Here is a 20965-nt window from a genome sequence, read left to right as displayed (position 1 = left end):
CGAAAAACAATGCCTTCAAATATTTCTTTATGCAAGCCAAATCACAGAAACAAGCATTGTTTTTATCTATGACTCGTTAAAACCGCTACAGCAATTTGGCGTCATAATTAAAGCGCTCGCTAAGTTTCTGAATTAATTAAAGTAAAAAATAGAACCAGCCTGAGATCCAGCCACCAAGAAAGTATGACCACGCGCACCTTATGAACCAAAAAAAAGCCCCGACCCATAGCGTCGGAGCTTTTTGTGACCATCGAGTCCGCAATGGTCAGGCTAACTACAAAATATGTTGGTCAACTAAGAGCCAATAAGGTCCCTTAATACGTAATGCAGGATGCCTCCCGCCTTGAAGTAATCAATCTCATTACCCGTATCAATGCGACACAGCACCTCGAAATTGACCTTATCTCCCTTGCTGGTGGTCGCGACTACCTTGAGCGTCTGGCCCGGCTTCAAATCGTCATCGATACCTTCAATGTCGATCAGCTCGTGACCATCCAGCCCCAGGTTAGCGACACTCTGCCCATCCTTGAACTGCAGCGGCAACACGCCCATACCAACCAGGTTGGAGCGGTGAATACGCTCAAAGCTTTCTGCCAGCACAGCCTTGACGCCCAGCAGATTGGTACCCTTGGCGGCCCAATCGCGGCTGGAGCCAGTGCCGTACTCCTTACCCGCCAGCACGACCAATGGCGTGCCATCCTGCTGATACCGCATGGCCGCATCGTAGATCGACATCCGCTCGCCGCTCGGCACATGTATGGTCTCACCACCTTCTTCGCCGCCCAGCATGCGGTTACGAATACGGATATTGGCAAAGGTGCCCCGCATCATTACTTCATGATTACCGCGCCGGGAACCATACGAGTTGAAGTCCTCTGGCTTCACGCCAAGGCTTTGCAGGTATTCACCAGCCGGTGAGCTGGCTTTGATGTTGCCTGCTGGCGAGATATGGTCAGTGGTAATGGAATCACCAAACACCGCTAGCACGCGCGCCTGATCGACGTTAACCAATGGCTTTAATGGCTGGTCAATCTCATCAAAGTACGGTGGATTCTTCACGTAGGTGGAATCATCCTGCCAGGCGTAGGTTTTACCTTCGCTGATCTTGATGGACTGCCAATGTTCGTCGCCGCTAAACACATCGGCGTAACGCGAGCGGAACATGCCATCTTCAACCAGTGCCACCGCCTCGGCGATCTCAGCGTTGCTTGGCCAGATATCCTTGAGAAACACCGGCTTGTTGTCCGCATCCAGTCCCAGCGGCTCCTCGGTCAGATTCAGCCGTGTGTTACCGGCCAGTGCATAGGCTACAACCAGCGGCGGCGATGCCAACCAGTTGGCTTTCACCTGGGGATGCACGCGACCTTCAAAGTTGCGATTGCCCGAGAGCACGGCGGAAACCACCAGGTCGTTCTCGCTTACAGCATGGGCGATATCATCCGGCAATGGTCCCGAGTTACCAATACAGGTGGTGCAGCCATAACCCACCAGATTAAAGCCAAGCTGATCCAGATAATTAGTCAGCCCCGCTTTGTCCAGATAGTCGGTGACAACTTTAGAGCCCGGCGCCAATGATGACTTGACCCAAGGCTTGCGCATCAAGCCGCGCTCAATCGCCTTTTTGGCGACCAAACCGGCAGCCATCATGACACTGGGGTTGGAGGTATTGGTACAGGAGGTAATCGCCGCGATCACCACCGCGCCGTGGCTCATCACGTACTCTTTGCCATCCACCATAATAGCGGCCTCGGCGTTTTGTGCGCCAACGGCGGTACCGCCACCGCCCTCACCTTCCAGACGCGCTTGTTCCTGGTCTGCCGGGGCTACCTGCAGCGCCAGCAGATCGTCAAAGGCGCTGGGAATATCCGGCAAAGCGACCCTATCCTGCGGCCGCTTGGGCCCGGCCAGACTGGCAACCACTTCGCCCATGTCGAGGTGCAGGCTATCAGTAAAGGCAGGCTCATCGCCCGCGTCACGCCATAAGCCCTGCGCCTTGCTGTAAGCCTCGACACGTGCGATCACCTCATCAGGGCGACCGCTCAGGCGCATGTAATTGAGTGTCTCTTCGTCAATCGGGAAGAAGCCGCAGGTCGCACCATACTCCGGTGCCATGTTGGCAATGGTGGCACGGTCAGCCAATGGCAAATCAGCCAGGCCATCACCATAAAATTCAACAAATTTACCGACCACACCTTTCTTGCGCAGCATCTGCGTGACCGTCAGAACCAGATCGGTTGCCGTCATGCCCTCGGGTAATTTACCCGTCAACTTGAAGCCGATAACTTCAGGGATCAACATTGAAACTGGCTGGCCCAGCATGGCCGCCTCCGCCTCAATACCGCCGACGCCCCAACCCAGCACACCCAAACCATTAACCATGGTGGTGTGTGAGTCGGTACCAACCAGGGTGTCAGGGTAAGCCCATAGCTTTCCGTCAACCTCTGCCGCCCAAACACTCTGCGCCAGATACTCAAGGTTAACCTGGTGGCAAATACCGGTGCCCGGCGGCACCACACGGAAATTATCAAAAGCCGTTTGGCCCCAGCGCAGAAAGGCGTAGCGCTCGCCATTACGCTGCATCTCAATCTCGACGTTCTCGTGGAAAGCATCATCGGTGGCAAAGTTATCAACCATGACCGAGTGATCAATCACCAAATCAACCGGTGAAAGTGGGTTGATTTGCTGCGGGTCGCCGCCAGCCTTGGCCACAGCGTCACGCATGGCAGCCAGATCGACCACGGCTGGCACCCCGGTAAAGTCCTGCATCAGAACGCGCGCTGGACGATATTGAATTTCGCGGTCAGAATGCCGAGCCTTGAGCCAATCCGCCATCGCCTGAATGTCGTCGCGGGTTACCGTTTCACCATCTTCATTACGCAGCAGATTTTCCAGCAATACCTTGAGTGATTTGGGAAGCTTATCGATCCCCTTCAATTGGTCTGCCGCTTTGCCAAGTGAATGAAAGTGGTATGTCTTGCCGCCGACATCCAGTGTGGAGTGCGTCTTCAAGCTATTGACTACAGACATTAAGATTTTCTCCTATCGGCCGATTAACTAGCCATCGGCACCTGATTGACCATACTTCTCTGAAAGCTTAGTTACACTTTTAGCTATCGCAGTACCGAATTGCAGCTATCGTTAAGGGCACAGGGCCATTATTAGAACTAATTACGTTGTAAAGCGGTTTTCACCGTACTGATGAATATCGAAGCCTGCAACCGGCGATCAAACACCACCACGTGCAAGCTGTTAACAGAGCATAGACAACAAAATGGGTGAATTACTCCCACCCAGAGCATCCAAGGACGCTTACATGCGTAACAACCAACCTGTCACCCAGCGAGAGCGCACCTTCCCTGAAGAGCAGCGCCTGATCTCCACCACCAATCTCAAAGGCATCATCACCTACTGTAATGATGCTTTCGTCAACATCAGCGGCTTCGAGCGCGAAGAGCTGATCGGCAGCCCGCACAACCTGGTACGGCACCCGGACACCCCAGCTGCGGTCTTCGGCCATATGTGGGGAGACCTGAAAAAAGGTCAGGCCTGGATGGGGATCGTGAAGAATCGTTGCAAGAACGGCGATTACTATTGGGTTAATGCCTTTGTTACGCCTATTTATGAGCACGGCGACATTCAGGGCTTTGAATCAGTGCGGGTCAAGACAACCGCAGGCCAGGTGCAACGTGCGGAGGCACTCTACAAACGCCTGAACGCAGGAAAAAAAGCGGTTCCTGCCGATTGGTCAGGAATAATGTTGCATGTCATCCCTAGCGCCTTGATGCTGGCCATCGGCGCCGGGGCAGGTGCAGCGCTCGGTATGCCAGGGGCTGCCTTGGGTCTGGTGCTTGGCTTGCCCGCTGGCCTTGGCCTCAAAGCTCTGCTGGACCAGCGCCTCAATCGCATTGTCGGCGCAGCAAGCAGCAGTATCACTGACCCTCTGCTCGCCCAAATGTATACGCCTTTCCAAGGCGCGCTCGGCCAGATCGAAATGGCCATTCACAGCCAGCAAGCTCGGCTGCAAACCTGCCTGACCCGGCTTGCCGACAGTGCCGAACAGTTGACGCGACAGGCAGGCGAATCCAGCAAGCTGGCAGCGCAAAGCAGTGAAGGCCTCTCGCAACAAAGCAATGAGACAGATCTGGTCGCCGCAGCCATCAACCAGATGGCCGCTGCCACCCAGGAAGTGTCGGGCAATGTACAAAGCACGGCCAGCGCAACACGCGAAGCCATTGACCTGGTAATGCATGGCAAGACCGTTGCCGGCAGTGCACGGCAAGCGATTGAAAGCCTCTCAGCCTCCGTTAACGCCGCGTCTACTGTAGCCGACAAGCTTGCCTCTGACGCACGCGAAATAGGCACTGTCGTCGACGTAATTAAAGGCATCGCCGAACAGACCAACCTGCTGGCCCTTAACGCAGCGATTGAAGCGGCCCGAGCAGGCGAACAAGGCCGTGGGTTTGCCGTGGTCGCCGATGAAGTACGTGCACTGGCCAGCCGCACAGCGCAATCCACCGAGCAGATTCACTCGCTGATCGCCAACCTGCAACAGGCAGCCCAGGGCACCGTCGAGAGTATGCGCACTGGCAACGAGCAAGCCGATCGCGGCGTTGCGCAGGTCATCGAAGCTGACGATGCACTGGAAGGCATCCGCCTGGCGGTCGAGCGCATCAATGATATGGCCGGTCAAATCGCCAGCGCTGCAGAGGAACAAAGCAGTGTCGCAGAGGAGATCAACCGCAACGTCACCAATATCGCAAGCCTGGCTGACACCACCTCAAATGAAGCGCTGCGCAGCGCAGACCTCAGCAGCGAACTCGCCGCCACCGCGCAGCAGCAAGTCAATCTGGTTGAGCGCTTTAACCGACGATAAAGCCAAACCGGCGCGCAATCCCGCGCCGGTAGTAATGACCAGCCGAAAGAAGAGCAGGCTCTACTGCTTTTCGTCAGATATAGAATGCTGATTGCCAGACAGACCGACCAAAGTCCTCAGTTTAATCGGTAGCCGGATTAAACAGGCGACAGCACCAGACCAAGGATATTCCCCCGCTCCCATGCAGCAATGATAAACTCGCAAACTTTGCACCTGTATCAAGGACATCGTTATGTGCGGAATTGTTGGCGCTATTGCTCATCGAGACATTACCCCCATCCTGCTTGAAGGTCTGCGCCGTCTGGAGTATCGAGGCTACGACTCCGCCGGTGTCGCGGTGCTTAGCGACAGCCAGCAGCTGCAGCGCGTGCGCGCGGTGGGCAAGGTAATCGAGCTGGAAAAGGCGCTCGCCGCCACGCCAGCCGAAGGTCACATGGGTATCGCTCACACCCGCTGGGCCACCCACGGCAAACCCGCCGAGCATAACGCCCACCCGCACCTGTCCGCAGGACTTGCTGTGGTACATAACGGCATAATCGAAAATCACTCGCCATTGCGCAAAAAGCTGATCGAGCTAGGCTATGTATTCACCTCAGAAACGGATACCGAGGTAGTAGCCCACCTGCTAGCCCATCACTACCGCCAAAGCCAGGACATGCTGACCGCCTTCCGCGCCACCCTGGATGAAATCCACGGCGCCTACGCACTGGCCGTCATCCATGAAGCCGAACCCAATACTCTGTATTGCTCGCGCATGGGCAGCCCCCTGGTCATTGGCGAAGGCAGCGGCGAGCGGTATCTGGCATCCGATCCGCTCGCCCTGCTGCAGGTCACAGACCGCTTCCGCTATCTGGAAGAAGGCGACTACGCCCGTATCAGCCTGGACCAATGCGACGTGTGGAACCGCAACAAACAATTGGTCGAGCGGCCCATCACGCGTTACGAGCATGCCGCACATAGCCTGGACAAGGGCGAATACCGTCACTTCATGCTCAAGGAAATCTTCGAGCAGCCGCAAGCCATCCGCGATACGCTGGCTGGCACCCTGGGCGATGACCATGTGCTGACCGCCATACTCGGGCCCGATGCTGAAACCCGTCTGAACGATATCGCCAACATTCATATTGTGGCCTGCGGCACCAGCTACCACGCAGGGCTAGTCGCACGCTACTGGATAGAGGCGCAGGCGGGCATTCCCTGCCAGGTCGAGGTCGCCAGCGAATACCGCTATCGCACGGTAGTGGTGCCCGCCAACACCCTGCTGATCACCATTTCGCAGTCCGGTGAGACCGCCGATACCCTGGCAGCCTTGCGCTATGCCAAAGACCAGGGCTACCTCGCTACCCTCGCCATCTGCAACGTAGCAGGCAGCTCACTGGTGCGCGAAGCCGACTGGCGTTTGCTGACGCACGCAGGGCCGGAAATTGGCGTTGCATCGACCAAAGCCTTCACTACCCAGTTGGTCGCCTTACTCTGGCTAACCACGGCCCTGGCCCAGGCACGCGGCCAACAGGAGTTTGTGGCGCGCAACGTTAATGCCCTGCGCGACCTGCCCGCTATGGTGGAGCAAGTACTGACGCTGGAGCCTGCCATTACCGCATTGGCACAGCGCTTTGCCAACAAGCATCACGCACTCTTCCTTGGCCGTGGTACCCACTACCCCATCGCGATGGAAGGGGCCCTCAAGCTGAAAGAGATTTCCTACATTCATGCTGAAGCCTACGCCGCTGGCGAGCTCAAGCACGGACCACTGGCATTAGTGGATGACGACATGCCAGTCGTCAGCGTCGCGCCCAGTGACAGCCTGCTGGAGAAACTCAAGTCCAACCTGGAAGAAGTCCGTGCACGCGGCGGTCAGCTGATCAATTTCGCCTGCGAAACCATAGAGCCGACCTCAGACGATACGGTCCAAACCATCAGCCTGCCCTGGGTCGAAGAATGCGTATCGCCGATACTCTATACTTTGCCACTGCAGCTCCTCAGCTACCATGTGGCTCTGGTGAAGGGCACGGACGTCGACAAACCACGCAACCTGGCCAAGTCGGTAACGGTTGAGTAACGCTAGCGCCCAGCAGCAGGCACTGACGCAAGCCAGACAGACAGAGGCGGAGAACTGATGGATACCAATAAAACCATTCTGGTAACCGGCGGCGCCGGCTATATCGGCTCACACACCTGCATCAAGCTGCTGGACGCGGGCTACGCCGTCGTAGTGCTGGACAACTTCAGCAATAGCTCCCCAGAAGCGCTGCGCAGGGTCGAAGACATTACCGGCAAAACCACTACTCTGGTTCAGGGTGACATCAACGACCTGCCACTGCTCAACCAGCTGTTCAGTGATCATGCCATCGATGCGGTCATTCACTTTGCCGGGTTAAAAGCGGTCGGCGAGTCTGTCGCCGAGCCGCTGCGGTACTACCACAACAACGTGACCGGCACCCTGACGCTATGCCGCGCCATGCAGGAAGCAGGTATCAACAAGCTGGTGTTCAGTTCGTCTGCCACGGTATACGGCGATCCCGCCTCGCTACCCATTAGCGAAAGTTTTCCTACCAGCGCGACCAACCCTTATGGCCGCTCGAAACTGATTATTGAAGAAATCCTGCGCGACCTGCACCACAGTGCCCCACATTGGGACATTGCCCTACTGCGTTACTTCAACCCGGTGGGCGCTCACCCCAGCGGACGCATTGGTGAAGACCCGGCAGACATTCCAAATAACCTGCTGCCCTATATTGCCCAGGTAGCGGTGGGTCGGCGTGAGTATCTGAGTGTGTTTGGTGGTGACTACGACACTATCGACGGCACCGGTGTACGCGACTATATCCATGTTATGGACCTGGCAGACGGCCACGTTCGCGCCCTCGAATGGCTGGAGCGTAAGCAGGGTATCCAGGCCTTCAACCTGGGGACCGGAACGGGCTACTCGGTTCTGCAAATGCTCAAAGCCTTTGAGCAAGCCTGCGGCAAGGAGCTGCCCTACAAACTGGTAGAAAGACGTGCCGGAGACGTAGCAAGTTGTTATGCCGACCCGGCAATGGCCGCAGAGGTACTGGGCTGGTCAGCCGAACTCGGTCTTGAAGCCATGTGTGCCGACGCCTGGCGCTGGCAGCAGCAGAACCCCGATGGCTACCGTTAAACGCGCCTGAAAGCCGAAAGCGCGCGCCAGCAAACGCAAAAAGGCCACGACATGTCGTGGCCTTTTGTTTGCTCAATGCAGAGCGCTATCATCTTAACTATTGGCAAAATGCTCCAGCGCTGGGCCAGCCAACCGATAACCAACCCATTCATCCTGCGGCTTTGCGCCAATGGATTGATAAAAGTTGATAGCAGGCTCATTCCAATCAAGCACACTCCATTCAAAACGCCCACATTGCTTAGCTACCGCGATCTTCGCCAGGTGCTTTAGCAGCGCCTTACCCGCACCCACACCTCTGTATTCAGGCGAAACGTATAAATCTTCCAGGTACAGGCCATTCTTGCCAAGCCATGTTGAGTAATTAAAAAAGTAAACCGCATAACCGATAGGCTGGTTATTGCTGCTACAAATCACGGCATGCGTCGTTGAGTCTTGAGCAAACAATGATTTTTTTATATCGGCTTCAGTCGCAATGACTTCATGCTCAGCTTTTTCATAAATGGCAAGTTCTCTAACAAACCGCAGAATCAACGACGAATCATCAATCGTTGCTTCTCTAATATCAACACTTGGCACTTGGCGCCCCAATTAACAGTGACTATAAATACGAACGATCAACCCTGGCGCTGCTCGTAAATCAGATCGACGATACCATGTCCAGGCTGATAGCCCTGTACGGTGCTCAGCAACAATGCACGTACATCATCATAGGCATCGGTATTAACCGCCTTATGCATAGCATCCAGCACCGCACGTAACTCGCTCCAGGCCACAAAATCCTCGTTAGCACGGTGGATTTTCGGGTGCGCGGTCGGAGATGGGTTATCTCCCAGCAATAGCTCCTCATAGAGCTTTTCGCCTGGGCGGAGCCCCGTATAGGTCATGGCAATATCGCCGTTGGGATTGATCTCATCACGAATACTCATACCCGACAACATCACCATCTTGCGTGCCAGCTCCACAATAGCCACCGGCTCACCCATATCCAGCACAAAGACGTCGCCACCCTGCCCCATCGAACCTGCCTGTACTACCAGCTGAGCCGCCTCAGGGATCGTCATGAAGTAGCGCGTAATATCAGGATGGGTAATGGTAATCGGCCCCCCGCGCGCAATCTGCGAACGAAACAGCGGAATCACCGAACCCGATGAACCCAGCACATTGCCAAAGCGCACCATGGTAAAACGCGTGCGATTAACCGAGCGAATACGGCTCTCGTCGCCCCACAAATTCGGCGCCTGTTCAGCGCTCAGCGCTTGCAAGACCATCTCTGCCAGGCGCTTGGTTGCGCCCATCACATTAGTCGGCCGAACCGCCTTGTCAGTGGAGATCAACACGCAGTTCTGAACCTGGCAGCGGATGGCTGCCTGCGCCACTTTTAGCGTGCCAAATACATTATTCATGATGCCTTCAGCCACGTTGTGCTCAACCATCGGCACGTGCTTGTAAGCAGCCGCGTGATAGACCGTGTTAACGCCCCAGGCAGACATGGTGTCTTCCAACCGCACACCATTGCGTACCGACCCCAGAATCGGCACCAACAGCACATCCAGCTCATTGGCGCGAATCCAGCCCTGCAACTCGCTGTGAATGGCGTACAGGCCATATTCGTTATGTTCAAACAGAACCAGCTTGGCGGGCAAGGCGTTGATAATCTGCCGGCACAGCTCACTACCGATAGAGCCACCCGCCCCCGTCACCATAACCACCTGGTCACGAATACAGAACTCCAGCAGCTCGTCCGCGGGTGCGACGGGGTCACGGCCCAGCAGATCGGCCACGTCGATTTCCTGCAGATCGTCTACCTTCACCTTGCCACTCGCAATGTCCATAATGCCGGGGATACTGCGCACGTGTAGCGGGAAGGGTGCCAACCGGTTCAGGATTTTCTGCCGCGTCAAGCGCGAGGCCGAGGGCACCGCCAACAGAATCTGCTGCACGCCCGTCTCCGCCATCATGCGCCCCACCTGATTGGACGAGTAAACCGTCAGGCCCGCAATCATCCGCCCTTCCAGGCTTGGATCATCATCAACAAAGGCCCGAGGTTTGAGCGTACGCCCAACACGCAAAGACGCCAGCAACTGATTGCCCGCTTCCCCGGCACCAAAGATGGCCACGGGCATACCGCTGTCATCCTCCCGGTTGGCAGCCTTGGCACCTACGCCGCCGCCAATCAGCCAGTCACCCATAAAGTACTCGCGCGCAGCAAGACGCAGCCCGCCAATAAACAGCAGGCTTAACGACCAGTAAGAAAACATCGCCGCACGCGGAAAGAGCACCTGCCAGCCGTTATCGCGGCCAATCAGCACAGCCACAGCCAATGCGGCAAAGGCCAGGGTCACGGCCTTGAAAATATCGATCAGCGCCTGGTTGCCAAAATGGCGCATAACTGCCCGATACATCCCCGTCTTGATATAGATCGGCAATGCCAGTACCGGTGCCAATACAAACAACCACAGCTGCTCAGTTGAGGGGAATAGCCAACCTTCTTCTCCGCCCAAACGCAGGAAGAGGGATAGCCAGAGAGCGCTCCAAATGAGGAGGATGTCCACGGTAATTTGCAGAATGCGTTTTTGCGCATAACTCAAGCCAATCAACCGCTCCTTGAGCATTAAACTCTCCACCAAGACAAAACGAATGAGCATTATAAAGAATAGAACAGGGTGCAGGGGCGTTATCTACTTACGCCCCCGCAACAATCCTTGATGCGCATCTCAAACAGCGTTACTGAGCAGATATCTGTGCGACCAACTCGTCTGTCTTCTCCTGCATCAGGGCCGCGTCAGCACGGCTTTCCACGTTCAGGCGGATAACCGGCTCGGTATTGGACGCACGCAGGTTAAAGCGCCACTGCGCGAATTCGACACTCAAGCCATCCACATGCTCTACGCTCAGCGCCTTCTCCGCATACAGCGATTCGATACGAGCCAACACCGCTGGGGCATCAGTGACCGTCAAGTTGATCTCCCCTGATGAAGGATAGGCGGCAATGCGCTCGCGCACCAACTCAGACAGGGATTTGCCCTTGCGGCAGACCAACTCGGCCACCAGCAGCCAGGGAATCATGCCACTGTCACAATAGGCAAAATCGCGGAAGTAATGGTGCGCGCTCATTTCGCCACCATAGGCCGCATCTTCTTTGCGCATGCGCTCCTTGATGAACGCGTGCCCGGCCTTGGTCTGCACGGCAACACCACCGTACTGCTCAACCAGATCAATAGTGTTCCACACCAGGCGAGGGTCATGCACAACGCGCGCGCCAGCCTCTTTCTGCATAAAGGCTTCGGCCAACAGGCCAACAATGTAATACCCCTCAATGAACTCGCCGTGCTCGTCAAACAGAAAGCAGCGATCAAAGTCGCCATCCCAGGCGATACCCATGTCAGCGCCATGCTGCTTCACCGCGTCGCCGGTTAGCGCACGATTCTCCAACAACATCGGGTTGGGAATGCCATTCGGGAAGCTACTATCCGGCTCATGGCAGATCTTGATCAACTCTACCGGCATACCCGCTTGCTTGATCGCCTTCTCCAGCGCATCGACCGCCGGACCGGCAGCGCCATTACCGGCATTCACCACCAATCGCAGTGGCGTAAACAGCGCAGGCTCGATGTAGCCCATCAAGTGCTCAATGTAGGCATCGCGCAGATCCAGCCGCTCGTACTTACCGCGTTTGTCAGCGGCAACGCTAGGGTCTACCCCATCAACCAAGGTAAACGACATGGACTCCGCCAGCGCACGAATATCCGCCAGCCCGGTATCTGCCGAGATGGGCCGAGAGCCTTCGCGCACCATCTTAAAACCGTTGTAATCAATCGGGTTATGCGAGGCCGTCACCTCGATGCCGCCATCCACGCCCAGGTGGAAGGTCGCGAAATAAACCTCCTCGGTGCCCACCATGCCGAGATCCAGCACATCAACACCCTCATCACGTAGCCCGTTAGCCAAAGCAGCTTTAAGGCCTGCCGTGCTCTCACGTATATCGCCACCCAACACAATGCTTTTGGGTTTACGCCACTGCGCAAAAGCACGTGCTATGCGGTACGCGATATTTTCATCCAGCTGAGTGCCCAACTGACCGCGAATGTCATAAGCCTTGAAACAGGTAATTTCGGACATGAGTTTTCCCTGAAAGAGTTAGCCAAGCCGACCGTGCCAGCTTGGCTATAGCGATAAAACGGGTAGCACGCAAAAAGGCAGCAGGCTGCTAAATGTGCGGCCTACAAGGCGTGACCTAACCCATGATACGAGCCAGCAGCCCGGTGGTAGAGGAATCGGCATTATTGATTTCCGCGCCATCGCCGCGGATATAAGCGAGCGTATCCATGGCGATTTTTTTGCCCATTTCCACGCCCCATTGATCAAAGGGGTTGATATCCCAGATAACCGACTGCACAAACACCTTGTGTTCATAGAGCGCAATCAGAGCGCCAAGGCTGTAAGGCGTCAACTCGTCCAACAACAAGGTCGAGCTGGGCTGATTACCACGATAGCGTTGGTTCAGCGGCAACTGCTCTGCGCCCTCAACGGCCGCATCGCCCAACGCCAACAAACGCGACTGCGCAAGGCAGTTGGCCAAGGCCAGTTCATGCTGCGCCACCAGCTGGGTTGCAGACGCGTGGTGCTGCTCCTCCAGATAACGCTTGGCCGGCACAATAAAATCACAGGTCACCGCCTCAGTGCCCTGGTGCAGCAACTGATAAAACGCGTGTTGCGCGTTAGGCCCCACGTTGCCCCATACAATCGGACAGGTCGCGTAATCGACCGTCTCTCCGGCCAGGTTCACGCTCTTGCCGTTAGATTCCATCTCCAGCTGCTCAAAGTAATCAGGCAGCGCCTGCAAGCGACCGTCGTACGGCAAGATCGCATGCGCGTTAATAGCCATCACGTTGGTATTCCACACCCCAATCATGCCCAACAAAACAGGCAGGTTGTCAGCAAAAGGCGCTTGCTGAAAGTGCTGATCCATCGCGTGCGCTCCGGCCAGGAGTTCACGGAACGCCTGCATACCAATCGCCAACGCGACCGGCAGACCAATCGCGGACCACAGCGAGTAGCGCCCACCCACCCAGTCCCAGAGCTGCATTTGATTGGCCGGCGCAATGCCCCACTCGGTCATCCTGTTGGCCGCAGCGGAAACGCCGAGAAAGTGACAGCCAAGTAAACCGGGACGCTCGCCCATCTCGCGCTCAAGCCAATGCCGCGCGGTCGCCGCATTACTCAAGGTATCGATGGTGGAAAACGACTTGGAAGAGATAATAAACAGCGTGGAATGCGCACTAAGGCCGCCCAGCAACTGCGATAGCTGACTACCATCCATCGTGGAGGCAAAATGCACATGCAGCGGTGATTTGCCAGGCAAACACCAATCGGTCAATGCCTCGGAAACCATCAGCGGGCCAAGGTCCGAGCCGCCAACGCCAATGTTTACCACGTCGGTGATGACCTCACCGGTCACGCCGCGCCACTGGCCCGAGCGTACCTGCTGCACCACTTGCTCCATACGTGCCAGTTGCGCGTGGACCAACGCCGCCACATCTTCGCCATTGACCGAACACTCAGCCCCGGCTGGCAAACGCAGCGCCCAGTGCATGGCCGCACGCTGCTCACTCTGGTTAACCACCGCGCCAGAAAACAGTGACTGAATACGCTCTTGCAGCTTTTGCTCATGGGCCAGATCGAGCAAACAATCCAGCGTCTTCTGCCCCAAACGCTGCTTGGAGAAATCGAACAAAATGGGACCAAACTCGCGGTGCAGCTGAGCAAACCGCTGCGGATCATCAGCAAAGAGACCGGCAAGATGTTTATCGCGCATGGTATCGCCGTGGGCCATCAGTGCCTGCCAGGCCTCACTATTGCGTCTGGACTCGTGCATTGCTCAGCGCCTCCCTATGCCAAGGTAATCAAACCCACTTTGCTTCATGAAGTCCGGGTCCCATACGTTACGGCCGTCCAGCAGCAACGGGTGCGCCATACTCATCTTCAGGCGGAACAAATCCGGGCTCCAGTAAGCCTTCCACTCGGTCACCAACATCAAGGCGTCAGCGCCGGCAGCAGCCTCGTAGGGATCGTCGTGCAATACCAGATCATCACGCTCACCAGCCCACTCACGCAGCACGCCCAAGGCCCGGGGATCATGCACATGCACCTCAACGCCCTGCGCCCACAGCGCCTCCATCAGTTTCAGCGCGGGTGAGTTATCAATACGGGAGGTTTCCGGCTTGAACGACACCCCCCAAATGGCCACACGTCGACCACGCAGGTTGGTACCGTAGTGCTGCCATAGTTTGCGAAACAACACTTCCTTCTGTCGCTCGTTAATGCGCAGCACCTCGTCCAGCAACTGCGGCTGCATACCACTGCCCTGCAGGGTAGTCGCCAGGCTCATCACGTCACGCGAGAAGCTCAGCCCACCAAAGCCACAACCGGGGTACAAATAAGCGTCGCCGATGCGCTTGTCGGCACCCATGCCCTGACGCACCCGCTCAATATCAACCTGCAGCGTATCTGCCAGATTCGCCATGTCATTCATATAACTCAAACGCGTCGCCAGCATGCCGGTAATGGCCAGCTTGGAAAACTCGGCTTCGCGTGAACTCATCACCATGACGGCATCACGGCGGCGATTAAACGGACGTAACAACTCAGCCACCAGGTTCTGCGCCCAAAGATGCTCAGACCCCAGCAGCCAACTATCTGCACGCATAAAACTCTGCAGCGCGTTACCTTCGATCAACAAATCCGGCAAGCTGACCACCGCACAATCGGTATCCGACAGCTCCGCTCGCGCGCTCAGCGCCTGCTGCAAGCTATCACTGGTCCCCACCGCGAAGGTCGACTGATTCACTACCAACCAGGGCTGCACACGATCAGTCGGGAGCGCCGTGACCACCGCATGCGCCAACTCAAGCGCATCCGGGCTCAACGCCAACCAGACGACCGTGCTCGCCTGATGCGGCGGTGTTTGCATGGTGCAGAGCAGTAAACGACCGGACTCGGCCTGCTCCGCCATCATCTCGGCCAGACCAGGCTCACGAAACGGGCACTCACGCCGCGCTAACTGCATGGCCACATTGCCCTCAGGCACGTGCAGCTGCACGTTATTGCCGGATGACGCTAACGCCGTGGCTGCCACCAGCGCGCACAGAGTATCGCCATAAACATCCAGGTGCATGACTAGCTCCCTATGTCCTGCTCAGGATTGATAACGCGCCAACAGCGCCTTGAAATCAGCACCCAGTTGCGGGTGATTCAGGCCATAGGCCAAGGTCGCCTCCAGGTAACCCAGCTTGCTGCCGCAATCGTAAGAGCGGCCACGAATACGATAAGCCTCAACGCCACTGCCGCCCATCAGCGTGGCAATGGCATCGGTCAACTGGATTTCGCCACCGGCACCCGGCTTGGTTTTAGCCAGCAGATCAAAGATTTCAACGGGCAGCACGTAACGCCCGACAATAGCGAGATTGGAGGGCGCATCAGCGCGTGCCGGCTTCTCGACCACACTGCTCATCGGCGCATGCTTGCCCTGACGCAATTCGGTGCCGTTTAGATCCACCACCCCATATTGGTGCACGCGATCATAAGGAACAGGCTCAACCATAATCTGCGCCTGACCGCTCTGCGCGTAACGCGAGGTCATCAGATTAAGGTCGCTCATATCACCCGACTGCTCCACCAGCACATCCGGCAACAACACAGCAAAAGGCGCATCACCCACCACGGGCCGCGCGCAATACACCGCGTGCCCCAACCCCAGCGCCTTGCCCTGGCGCACCGCAGTCACCTTGAGCGAAGGCGGCGCTATATCGTGCAGGATTTGCAGCAGTTCATCCTTGCCGCGCCGCTCTAACTCGGCCTCTAGCTCGTAGTTCACATCAAAGTGATCTTCAATCGCCTTCTTACTGGAATGGGTAACCAGCACAATCTCATTAATGCCGGCAGCCAGCGCCTCCTCCACCACATACTGAATCACCGGCTTGTCTACCACAGTGATCATTTCCTTGGGGATCGCCTTGCTGGCGGGCAGAAAACGCGTACCGAGACCCGCAACGGGTAAAACAGCTTTGGTAACTTTCACAGTAACTCCTGAATATCAACGTCCTGTTTCTAAGACGGGGCTCTGAACAAAAGAGTTCAAGACTCGTGCCATCGCTCTACTGAAATAGTGAGCTGCACTATCTACCTAACCGCATTGTACCAGTCGCCCACATGCCTATTGATCGCTACATGGCAAAAGAAGGGGGCCTCGGCGTTTGCGTCACGCTGTGTTTTACGTCTCGAACCAATTGCGGGATTTCGTGCACCAGATAATCCCAGAAACGGTCATCGGCAACGGTGCCAGCGACCAGTTTGGTCGGCAGGAACCGCTGCATTTCGGCGCGGAAATCCTTTTTTGTCTGCTTATCCTGCGTGAGCGACGCTGCACGCCCCTCAGCCTTGTCGAGAAAAACGCCAGGCTCACATTGGTGATCTTTCAGCTTTGCAGGAATTAGTTCCAACGCGGGTTTGACGCCCTGCTGTTTAAGCCAAAGCAGGTCCCACAGATCGCGATTCTTGATACGACCGCGCCGCAGCGCGAAGGCCAACACCTTATCGGCATAAATCTCTTCCAGCGCCTGCGCGTTCAGAATCAGCCCCTGCGTCCCCATATCTACACCATAAGGGTTCAGCAATACTTTAGGTTGGCTCATGTAGCTGGGAATGGCACACACATCAATGTTGATTCGCTGGGCAGGCAGATCTCTGGCCCCGGGGCGGGTTTGCACTTTGAGCTTCCAGGTATCGACGTTACCGGCCTCCTTGCGGGGCTCGCTCACCTCCACGCTCAGACCGTATTTGGTTTCCAGCCTGTCGGTCAACACTGGCTTGAGCTGCGCCAGGTCAGCTCGCGCAAAATGGGCTCCTGCCGTAAAGTCCAGGTCTTCACTCAAGCGATTTGAACCATAACAAGCACGCAAGCAGGTACCTCCTATAAAACAGAGCTTCTCCAGCATGCCACTATCACTCAGCGCCCGCATAATGTCGTGATGCAACAACTCCTTCTCTACCACGACACGGAGCGAGGCCAGCTCAGCCTGATGTCGCAAAGCCTGGTCTACCAACTGATCAAACAAGCTCATCAACAACACTCCAATCAACCAGCTCCAAACTTCTTTTGGCAGCCTTCATATCCCGCATCGCTTGCGCTGGGTAAGCTCGCCACATACCGCACAACTCGTCATACGCCAACTGATTGCCGATGGTCGCTGCCTTCTGTCGCGTATGAATAAACTCGATGGTACCCCAACGTCCACAGTCAATCTCGCTACTGCGACCAGACGACATTAGGGTTATCCAGTTTTGTGGGATCTGCGAAATGATGCCGCAATCACTCAACGCTGTTTCCAGGCTGATGTAATTGAATTCATGCGCCCGTAAACGCGCTGCAGCATGAAACAACAGCCTGCCAGTATCAGGCCGGACAGGCGCGTATAAATACAGACCGCGACAAATCCGCTGCAAACGCCCGCCCTTGGCGGCGCGGCTAAGCAACGCTCTATAAGCAGCGTCGCTCATAGCAGGCAACAACGCACGCATATCGGCGGGGGTAAACAGATACCGTTCGGCAGACGCCAAAGCGTCCAGGCCTCTATAGAGACGCGCCAAGGGCTGAATTGGGATAGCGACGCTGGGCATAGGCTAACTCAACAGAAAGTGACAGTAAGTGTAACTTAGTGTGGAGTTTTTGCCAGCCAAGGAGACTCGAAACCATCAGCGATGATGGGTTGCATCTCAATCATCGCCTTCACAGCATCACGCTAGACCGCTCTTACGCTCATTTACCTGCCTCGGCCAGCACCTCGCTGATCGCCGCACAGGTGTGTGCTATTTCAGCCTCTGTCAGTGTGGGGTGAACCAAAAACATCAGGCTGGTTTCACCCAGTTCGCGCGCGACAGGTAAGCGCTCGGCAGGACGCCAGCCAGTATCATCAAAGGCTTTTTCGAGATAGACTTCAGAGCAGGAGCCCTGAAAGCAGGGCACGCCCCGTTCAGCTATGGCGGTAACAATAAGATCGCGCGACCAGCCCGCCGCCAGCCGATCAGGGCAGACCTGCACATAACACTTGTAATGCGCATGCACCACATCAGCAGGCAACTCAGGCACACGTACCACCGGATACTCACGACAGGTCTGCCAAATACGCTCAGCGTTCCGGGTACGCGCGGCAGTCCACTCGGGCATACGTTTGAGCTGAATACGGCCAATCGCCGCCTGCATTTCAGTCATGCGCCAGTTGGTACCAAAACTCTCGTGCAGCCAACGAAAACCCGGCGGGTGCGCACGCTCGTAAACCGCTTCCCAACTTTTGCCATGATCCTTGTACGACCACATACGCGACCAAAGCGCGCGGTCATTGGTGGTCACCATGCCGCCCTCGCCGCCCGTCGTCATGATCTTGTCCTGACAGAAAGACCAGGCACCGGCATGCCCAATAGAGCCGACCGAGCGTCCCTTGTAACGAGCACCGTGCGCCTGCGCGCAGTCTTCTATAACCCATAGCCCATGCGCTTTAGCCAGCGCCATGATCGGGTCCATATCGCAAGGCCAACCAGCCAGGTGCACGCAGATAATGGCGCGAGTGCGCTCGGTCAGTACCGCTTGAATGGTCTGCGCCGTTACGTTCTGCGAGTCCGGGTCAATATCGGCAAATACCGGCACTGCACCCGCGGTCACAATGCTTGAAGCGGAGGCCAGAAAGGTACGCGCCGTCACCACCACCTCATCGCCCTCACCCACACCCAATCCCTTTAACGCAAGATCCAGCGCTTGAGTGCCATTGGACAACGCAATGGCAAAGTCGGCATCTGCCCAAGCCGCAAAGGCCTTCTCGAACTCGCGCCCCTCCTGACCGGTCCAGTAATTGACCTTGTTGGACAAGAGCACATCTCTGGCCGCGTTGGCCTCATCTTCAGTGAAGGACGGCCAGGGCGAGAAAGGGGTATTAAGCATAGAAAACCTTTTAGAGAGGACGGCCGGAACGCGCCAGCCAACAGAAAACAAAGCGTTCAAAGCACTCTGGCGGGGACCCCAACCAGAGTAAAAGCATCGGGCGTATCAGCCACCACTGCAGCACCTGCGCCAATAGTGACATCAACCCCAACGCGGACCAGTTGGCGCACTGAGCTACCAATACCGATCCAACTACGCTCACCTACCGACACACCTCCAGCCAAATGCGCGCCTGGACTGACATGCACCCCGGCACCCAAGGTGCAGTCGTGGTCAACCGTTGCCGCTGTATTGATAATGACGCCCTGGCCAATCTGGCAATCAAGATTAACGACAGCGCCAGCCAACACCACGGAGCCAAAACCCAAAGCGCTGTACCGGCTCACCGTGGCACTTGGATGGACGAGAGTCGGCACAATTGCACCTGCATCGATCAGGAGCTGCAACTTGGCAAGGCGTACTTCATTATTGCCAATAGCAACAAGCACGCCATCAAAATCAGCATAACCACTAAGAAGCTCATGGGTATCGCCGACTACAGGCCAATGCCCGTTTAGCAGCAACCCTGGCCAGCGGTCATCAAAAAAACATATATCCTGCCAGCCACAGAGCTCGGCACACTCGGCCACGACCTTGCCGTGGCCGCTAGCGCCTACTATCGCTAAACGTTTCATCGGCCACTACCGGTAAACTTGGACATGGTCGCCTCACCCTCTGCACTGATGCCATCACGCACCAATACCTTTTTTACCGTCAAAAAAAGTATTTTGATATCCAACCAGAATGACTGGTTATCGACATACCAAACATCCAGTTTGAACTTCTCTTCCCAGCTCAACGCATTACGTCCGTTGATTTGCGCCCAGCCAGTGATGCCGGGGCGAACGTCATGCCGACGAACCTGTTCAGCCGAATACAGCGGGAGATACTCCATCAGCAAAGGTCGCGGTCCCACCAGGCTCATATCACCCTTGAGTACATTCCATAGCTCGGGCAGCTCGTCCAGACTGGATGAACGCAAAAACTGACCAAAAGCGGTAAGACGCTCTGAGTCAGGCAATGGATTGCCGTCAGCATCAAGCGCGTCTTTCATGGTGCGAAACTTGATCATCTCGAAGGGTTTGCCATTCAGACCGGGGCGAGCCTGACGAAATAAAACAGGAGACCCCATTTGGCGGTTAATTTGCCAAGCGACCAAAGCAATTACCGGGGTCAATAAAATGAGCCCTAAAAGGGATGTTAAAATATCAAGACAACGCTTCAACATTATCAGTCACTCAAAGACCGTTCACCGGTAAAATCATATAAGTATGAAAGCAAAAAAGTTAAAACTTCACGACTCAGCCAAATAGCACCTGCTCCAGTTTCTTAGCAAGCACCCCATACTCGTAGTCTTCTAACACAGCTTTTTTTGCATTGACACCCATCTGTACACGCTGCGCAGCGGTCATAGAAAAAAGACTGAGCACAGCATTCGATATCGCTGATGGACTTTCAGCTTCAACCTGAAGCCCTGCGCCAAGTTCACTTACGGGCTGATAAGCTCCCGATTCAATAGCATATATAATTGGCTTTCCAGAATACAAATAATCATATAGCTTGTTTGGGGAAACACCAAACCTGAACAAAGGATCTTTGGTCAGGCCTATAAAACATATATCAAGCTCACAAAGCATAGCCTGAATTTGGACCTTAGGTATTGGATCAATAAAGGTGACATTATTCAGCCCCCGTTCTTTCACCATATTTTGAAGCTCAGACTTGGCAGAACCACTCCCCACTAGCACAAATTGAATATCTAAATATTCCTTTAATAAGTCTGCCGCCTTAATGAGCGGGCGGCGGCAAAAACTGAGTGCAACACCTGACCTTTCCGGTACGGTGCTGCCCTATGTCTTATTCCGAACTCAGCGTTGCAGAGCGTGCCACCATTCAAGTTAGTCATGCCCAAGGCCTCAGCTTG

16 protein-coding genes are annotated in these 20965 nt (G+C 55.8%); 3 read left to right on the top strand and 13 right to left on the bottom strand.

The features are described from left to right. Positions 1 to 294 precede the first annotated feature (294 nt). On the bottom strand, positions 295 to 3027 hold the full coding sequence (gene acnA / locus EF096_RS15020) for an aconitate hydratase AcnA (RefSeq protein WP_123890620.1): 2733 nt from the start codon (positions 3025 to 3027) through the stop codon (positions 295 to 297). A gap of 286 nt (positions 3028 to 3313) precedes the next feature. Between acnA and EF096_RS15015 the strand changes: the two genes are divergently transcribed. The 3 genes from EF096_RS15015 to galE all read left to right on the top strand — a co-directional run bounded on the left by EF096_RS15015 (position 3314) and on the right by galE (position 8012). Next, positions 3314 to 4873: a methyl-accepting chemotaxis protein gene (locus EF096_RS15015; protein ID WP_123890619.1), complete on the top strand. Its 1560-nt coding sequence runs from the start codon at positions 3314 to 3316 to the stop codon at positions 4871 to 4873. A 232-nt stretch (positions 4874 to 5105) separates the two neighbouring features. After that, positions 5106 to 6932 carry a glutamine--fructose-6-phosphate transaminase (isomerizing) gene (gene glmS / locus EF096_RS15010; RefSeq protein ID WP_123890618.1) on the top strand — a complete coding sequence of 609 codons (1827 nt, stop codon included), beginning with the start codon at positions 5106 to 5108 and terminating at the stop codon, positions 6930 to 6932. A gap of 57 nt (positions 6933 to 6989) precedes the next feature. Then, positions 6990 to 8012 carry a UDP-glucose 4-epimerase GalE gene (galE, locus tag EF096_RS15005; RefSeq protein WP_123890617.1) on the top strand — a complete coding sequence of 341 codons (1023 nt, stop codon included), beginning with the start codon at positions 6990 to 6992 and terminating at the stop codon, positions 8010 to 8012. Between the two features lie 93 nt (positions 8013 to 8105). Here galE and EF096_RS15000 read toward each other — a convergent pair whose 3' ends face one another. From EF096_RS15000 to EF096_RS14945, 12 genes are all read right to left on the bottom strand, one after another. Beyond that, entirely contained in the window at positions 8106 to 8588 is a 483-nt protein-coding gene (locus EF096_RS15000; protein ID WP_123890616.1) for a GNAT family N-acetyltransferase, read from the bottom strand. A gap of 38 nt (positions 8589 to 8626) precedes the next feature. Beyond that, the gene (locus tag EF096_RS14995; protein WP_123890615.1) at positions 8627 to 10624 is read right to left on the bottom strand and encodes a polysaccharide biosynthesis protein; all 1998 of its coding nucleotides are present in this window, start codon (positions 10622 to 10624) and stop codon (positions 8627 to 8629) included. Between the two features lie 112 nt (positions 10625 to 10736). Beyond that, positions 10737 to 12131 carry a phosphohexomutase domain-containing protein gene (locus EF096_RS14990; protein ID WP_123890614.1) on the bottom strand — a complete coding sequence of 465 codons (1395 nt, stop codon included), beginning with the start codon at positions 12129 to 12131 and terminating at the stop codon, positions 10737 to 10739. A gap of 115 nt (positions 12132 to 12246) precedes the next feature. Further along, a complete protein-coding gene (gene pgi / locus EF096_RS14985) occupies positions 12247 to 13887 on the bottom strand; it encodes a glucose-6-phosphate isomerase (RefSeq protein ID WP_123890613.1) in 1641 nt (546 codons plus the stop codon). A 3-nt stretch (positions 13888 to 13890) separates the two neighbouring features. Next, the gene (locus tag EF096_RS14980) at positions 13891 to 15186 is read right to left on the bottom strand and encodes a UDP-glucose dehydrogenase family protein (RefSeq protein WP_123890612.1); all 1296 of its coding nucleotides are present in this window, start codon (positions 15184 to 15186) and stop codon (positions 13891 to 13893) included. 21 nt (positions 15187 to 15207) lie between these two features. Further along, positions 15208 to 16089 (bottom strand): UTP--glucose-1-phosphate uridylyltransferase GalU, encoded by an 882-nt coding sequence (gene galU / locus EF096_RS14975; RefSeq protein ID WP_123890611.1) that lies wholly within the window; start codon positions 16087 to 16089, stop codon positions 15208 to 15210. A 145-nt stretch (positions 16090 to 16234) separates the two neighbouring features. Next, positions 16235 to 17131, bottom strand: coding sequence for a nucleotidyl transferase AbiEii/AbiGii toxin family protein (locus tag EF096_RS14970; protein ID WP_123890610.1), 897 nt, complete (start codon positions 17129 to 17131; stop codon positions 16235 to 16237). Next, on the bottom strand, positions 17118 to 17687 hold the full coding sequence (abiEi, locus tag EF096_RS14965; protein ID WP_123890609.1) for a type IV toxin-antitoxin system AbiEi family antitoxin: 570 nt from the start codon (positions 17685 to 17687) through the stop codon (positions 17118 to 17120). The genes EF096_RS14970 and abiEi overlap by 14 nt, the downstream gene beginning before the upstream one ends. A gap of 139 nt (positions 17688 to 17826) precedes the next feature. Beyond that, positions 17827 to 19002 carry a DegT/DnrJ/EryC1/StrS family aminotransferase gene (locus EF096_RS14960; protein ID WP_123890608.1) on the bottom strand — a complete coding sequence of 392 codons (1176 nt, stop codon included), beginning with the start codon at positions 19000 to 19002 and terminating at the stop codon, positions 17827 to 17829. A gap of 56 nt (positions 19003 to 19058) precedes the next feature. Next, a complete protein-coding gene (locus EF096_RS14955) occupies positions 19059 to 19676 on the bottom strand; it encodes an acetyltransferase (protein ID WP_123890607.1) in 618 nt (205 codons plus the stop codon). Further along, positions 19673 to 20269, bottom strand: coding sequence for a sugar transferase (locus tag EF096_RS14950; RefSeq protein ID WP_123890606.1), 597 nt, complete (start codon positions 20267 to 20269; stop codon positions 19673 to 19675). The genes EF096_RS14955 and EF096_RS14950 overlap by 4 nt, the downstream gene beginning before the upstream one ends. Positions 20270 to 20342: 73 nt before the next feature. Further along, on the bottom strand, positions 20343 to 20834 hold the full coding sequence (locus tag EF096_RS14945) for a glycosyltransferase (RefSeq protein ID WP_177412361.1): 492 nt from the start codon (positions 20832 to 20834) through the stop codon (positions 20343 to 20345). Between the last annotated feature and the right edge of the window lie 131 nt (positions 20835 to 20965).

The sequence above is a fragment of the Pseudomonas neustonica genome, from assembly GCF_003797945.1.
GTDB lineage: Bacteria > Pseudomonadota > Gammaproteobacteria > Pseudomonadales > Pseudomonadaceae > Halopseudomonas > Halopseudomonas neustonica.
Note: the sequence above shows the minus strand (reverse complement) of the source record. Positions and strands in the feature narration are given on the sequence as shown.

Bases quoted from the DNA above. Each gene is read 5' to 3' on its own strand.
- galE (WP_123890617.1), top strand. From the start codon at position 6,990: ATGGATACCAATAAAACCATTCTGGTAACCGGCGGCGCCGGCTATATC.
- EF096_RS14980 (WP_123890612.1), bottom strand. From the start codon at position 15,186: ATGCACCTGGATGTTTATGGCGATACTCTGTGCGCGCTGGTGGCAGCC.
- EF096_RS14970 (WP_123890610.1), bottom strand. From the start codon at position 17,131: ATGAGCTTGTTTGATCAGTTGGTAGACCAGGCTTTGCGACATCAGGCT.
- EF096_RS15015 (WP_123890619.1), top strand. From the start codon at position 3,314: ATGCGTAACAACCAACCTGTCACCCAGCGAGAGCGCACCTTCCCTGAA.
- EF096_RS14995 (WP_123890615.1), bottom strand. From the start codon at position 10,624: ATGCTCAAGGAGCGGTTGATTGGCTTGAGTTATGCGCAAAAACGCATT.
- EF096_RS14955 (WP_123890607.1), bottom strand. From the start codon at position 19,676: ATGAAACGTTTAGCGATAGTAGGCGCTAGCGGCCACGGCAAGGTCGTG.
- EF096_RS14960 (WP_123890608.1), bottom strand. From the start codon at position 19,002: ATGCTTAATACCCCTTTCTCGCCCTGGCCGTCCTTCACTGAAGATGAG.
- pgi (WP_123890613.1), bottom strand. From the start codon at position 13,887: ATGCACGAGTCCAGACGCAATAGTGAGGCCTGGCAGGCACTGATGGCC.
- EF096_RS14950 (WP_123890606.1), bottom strand. From the start codon at position 20,269: ATGTTGAAGCGTTGTCTTGATATTTTAACATCCCTTTTAGGGCTCATT.
- EF096_RS14990 (WP_123890614.1), bottom strand. From the start codon at position 12,131: ATGTCCGAAATTACCTGTTTCAAGGCTTATGACATTCGCGGTCAGTTG.
- glmS (WP_123890618.1), top strand. From the start codon at position 5,106: ATGTGCGGAATTGTTGGCGCTATTGCTCATCGAGACATTACCCCCATC.
- abiEi (WP_123890609.1), bottom strand. From the start codon at position 17,687: ATGCCCAGCGTCGCTATCCCAATTCAGCCCTTGGCGCGTCTCTATAGA.
- acnA (WP_123890620.1), bottom strand. From the start codon at position 3,027: ATGTCTGTAGTCAATAGCTTGAAGACGCACTCCACACTGGATGTCGGC.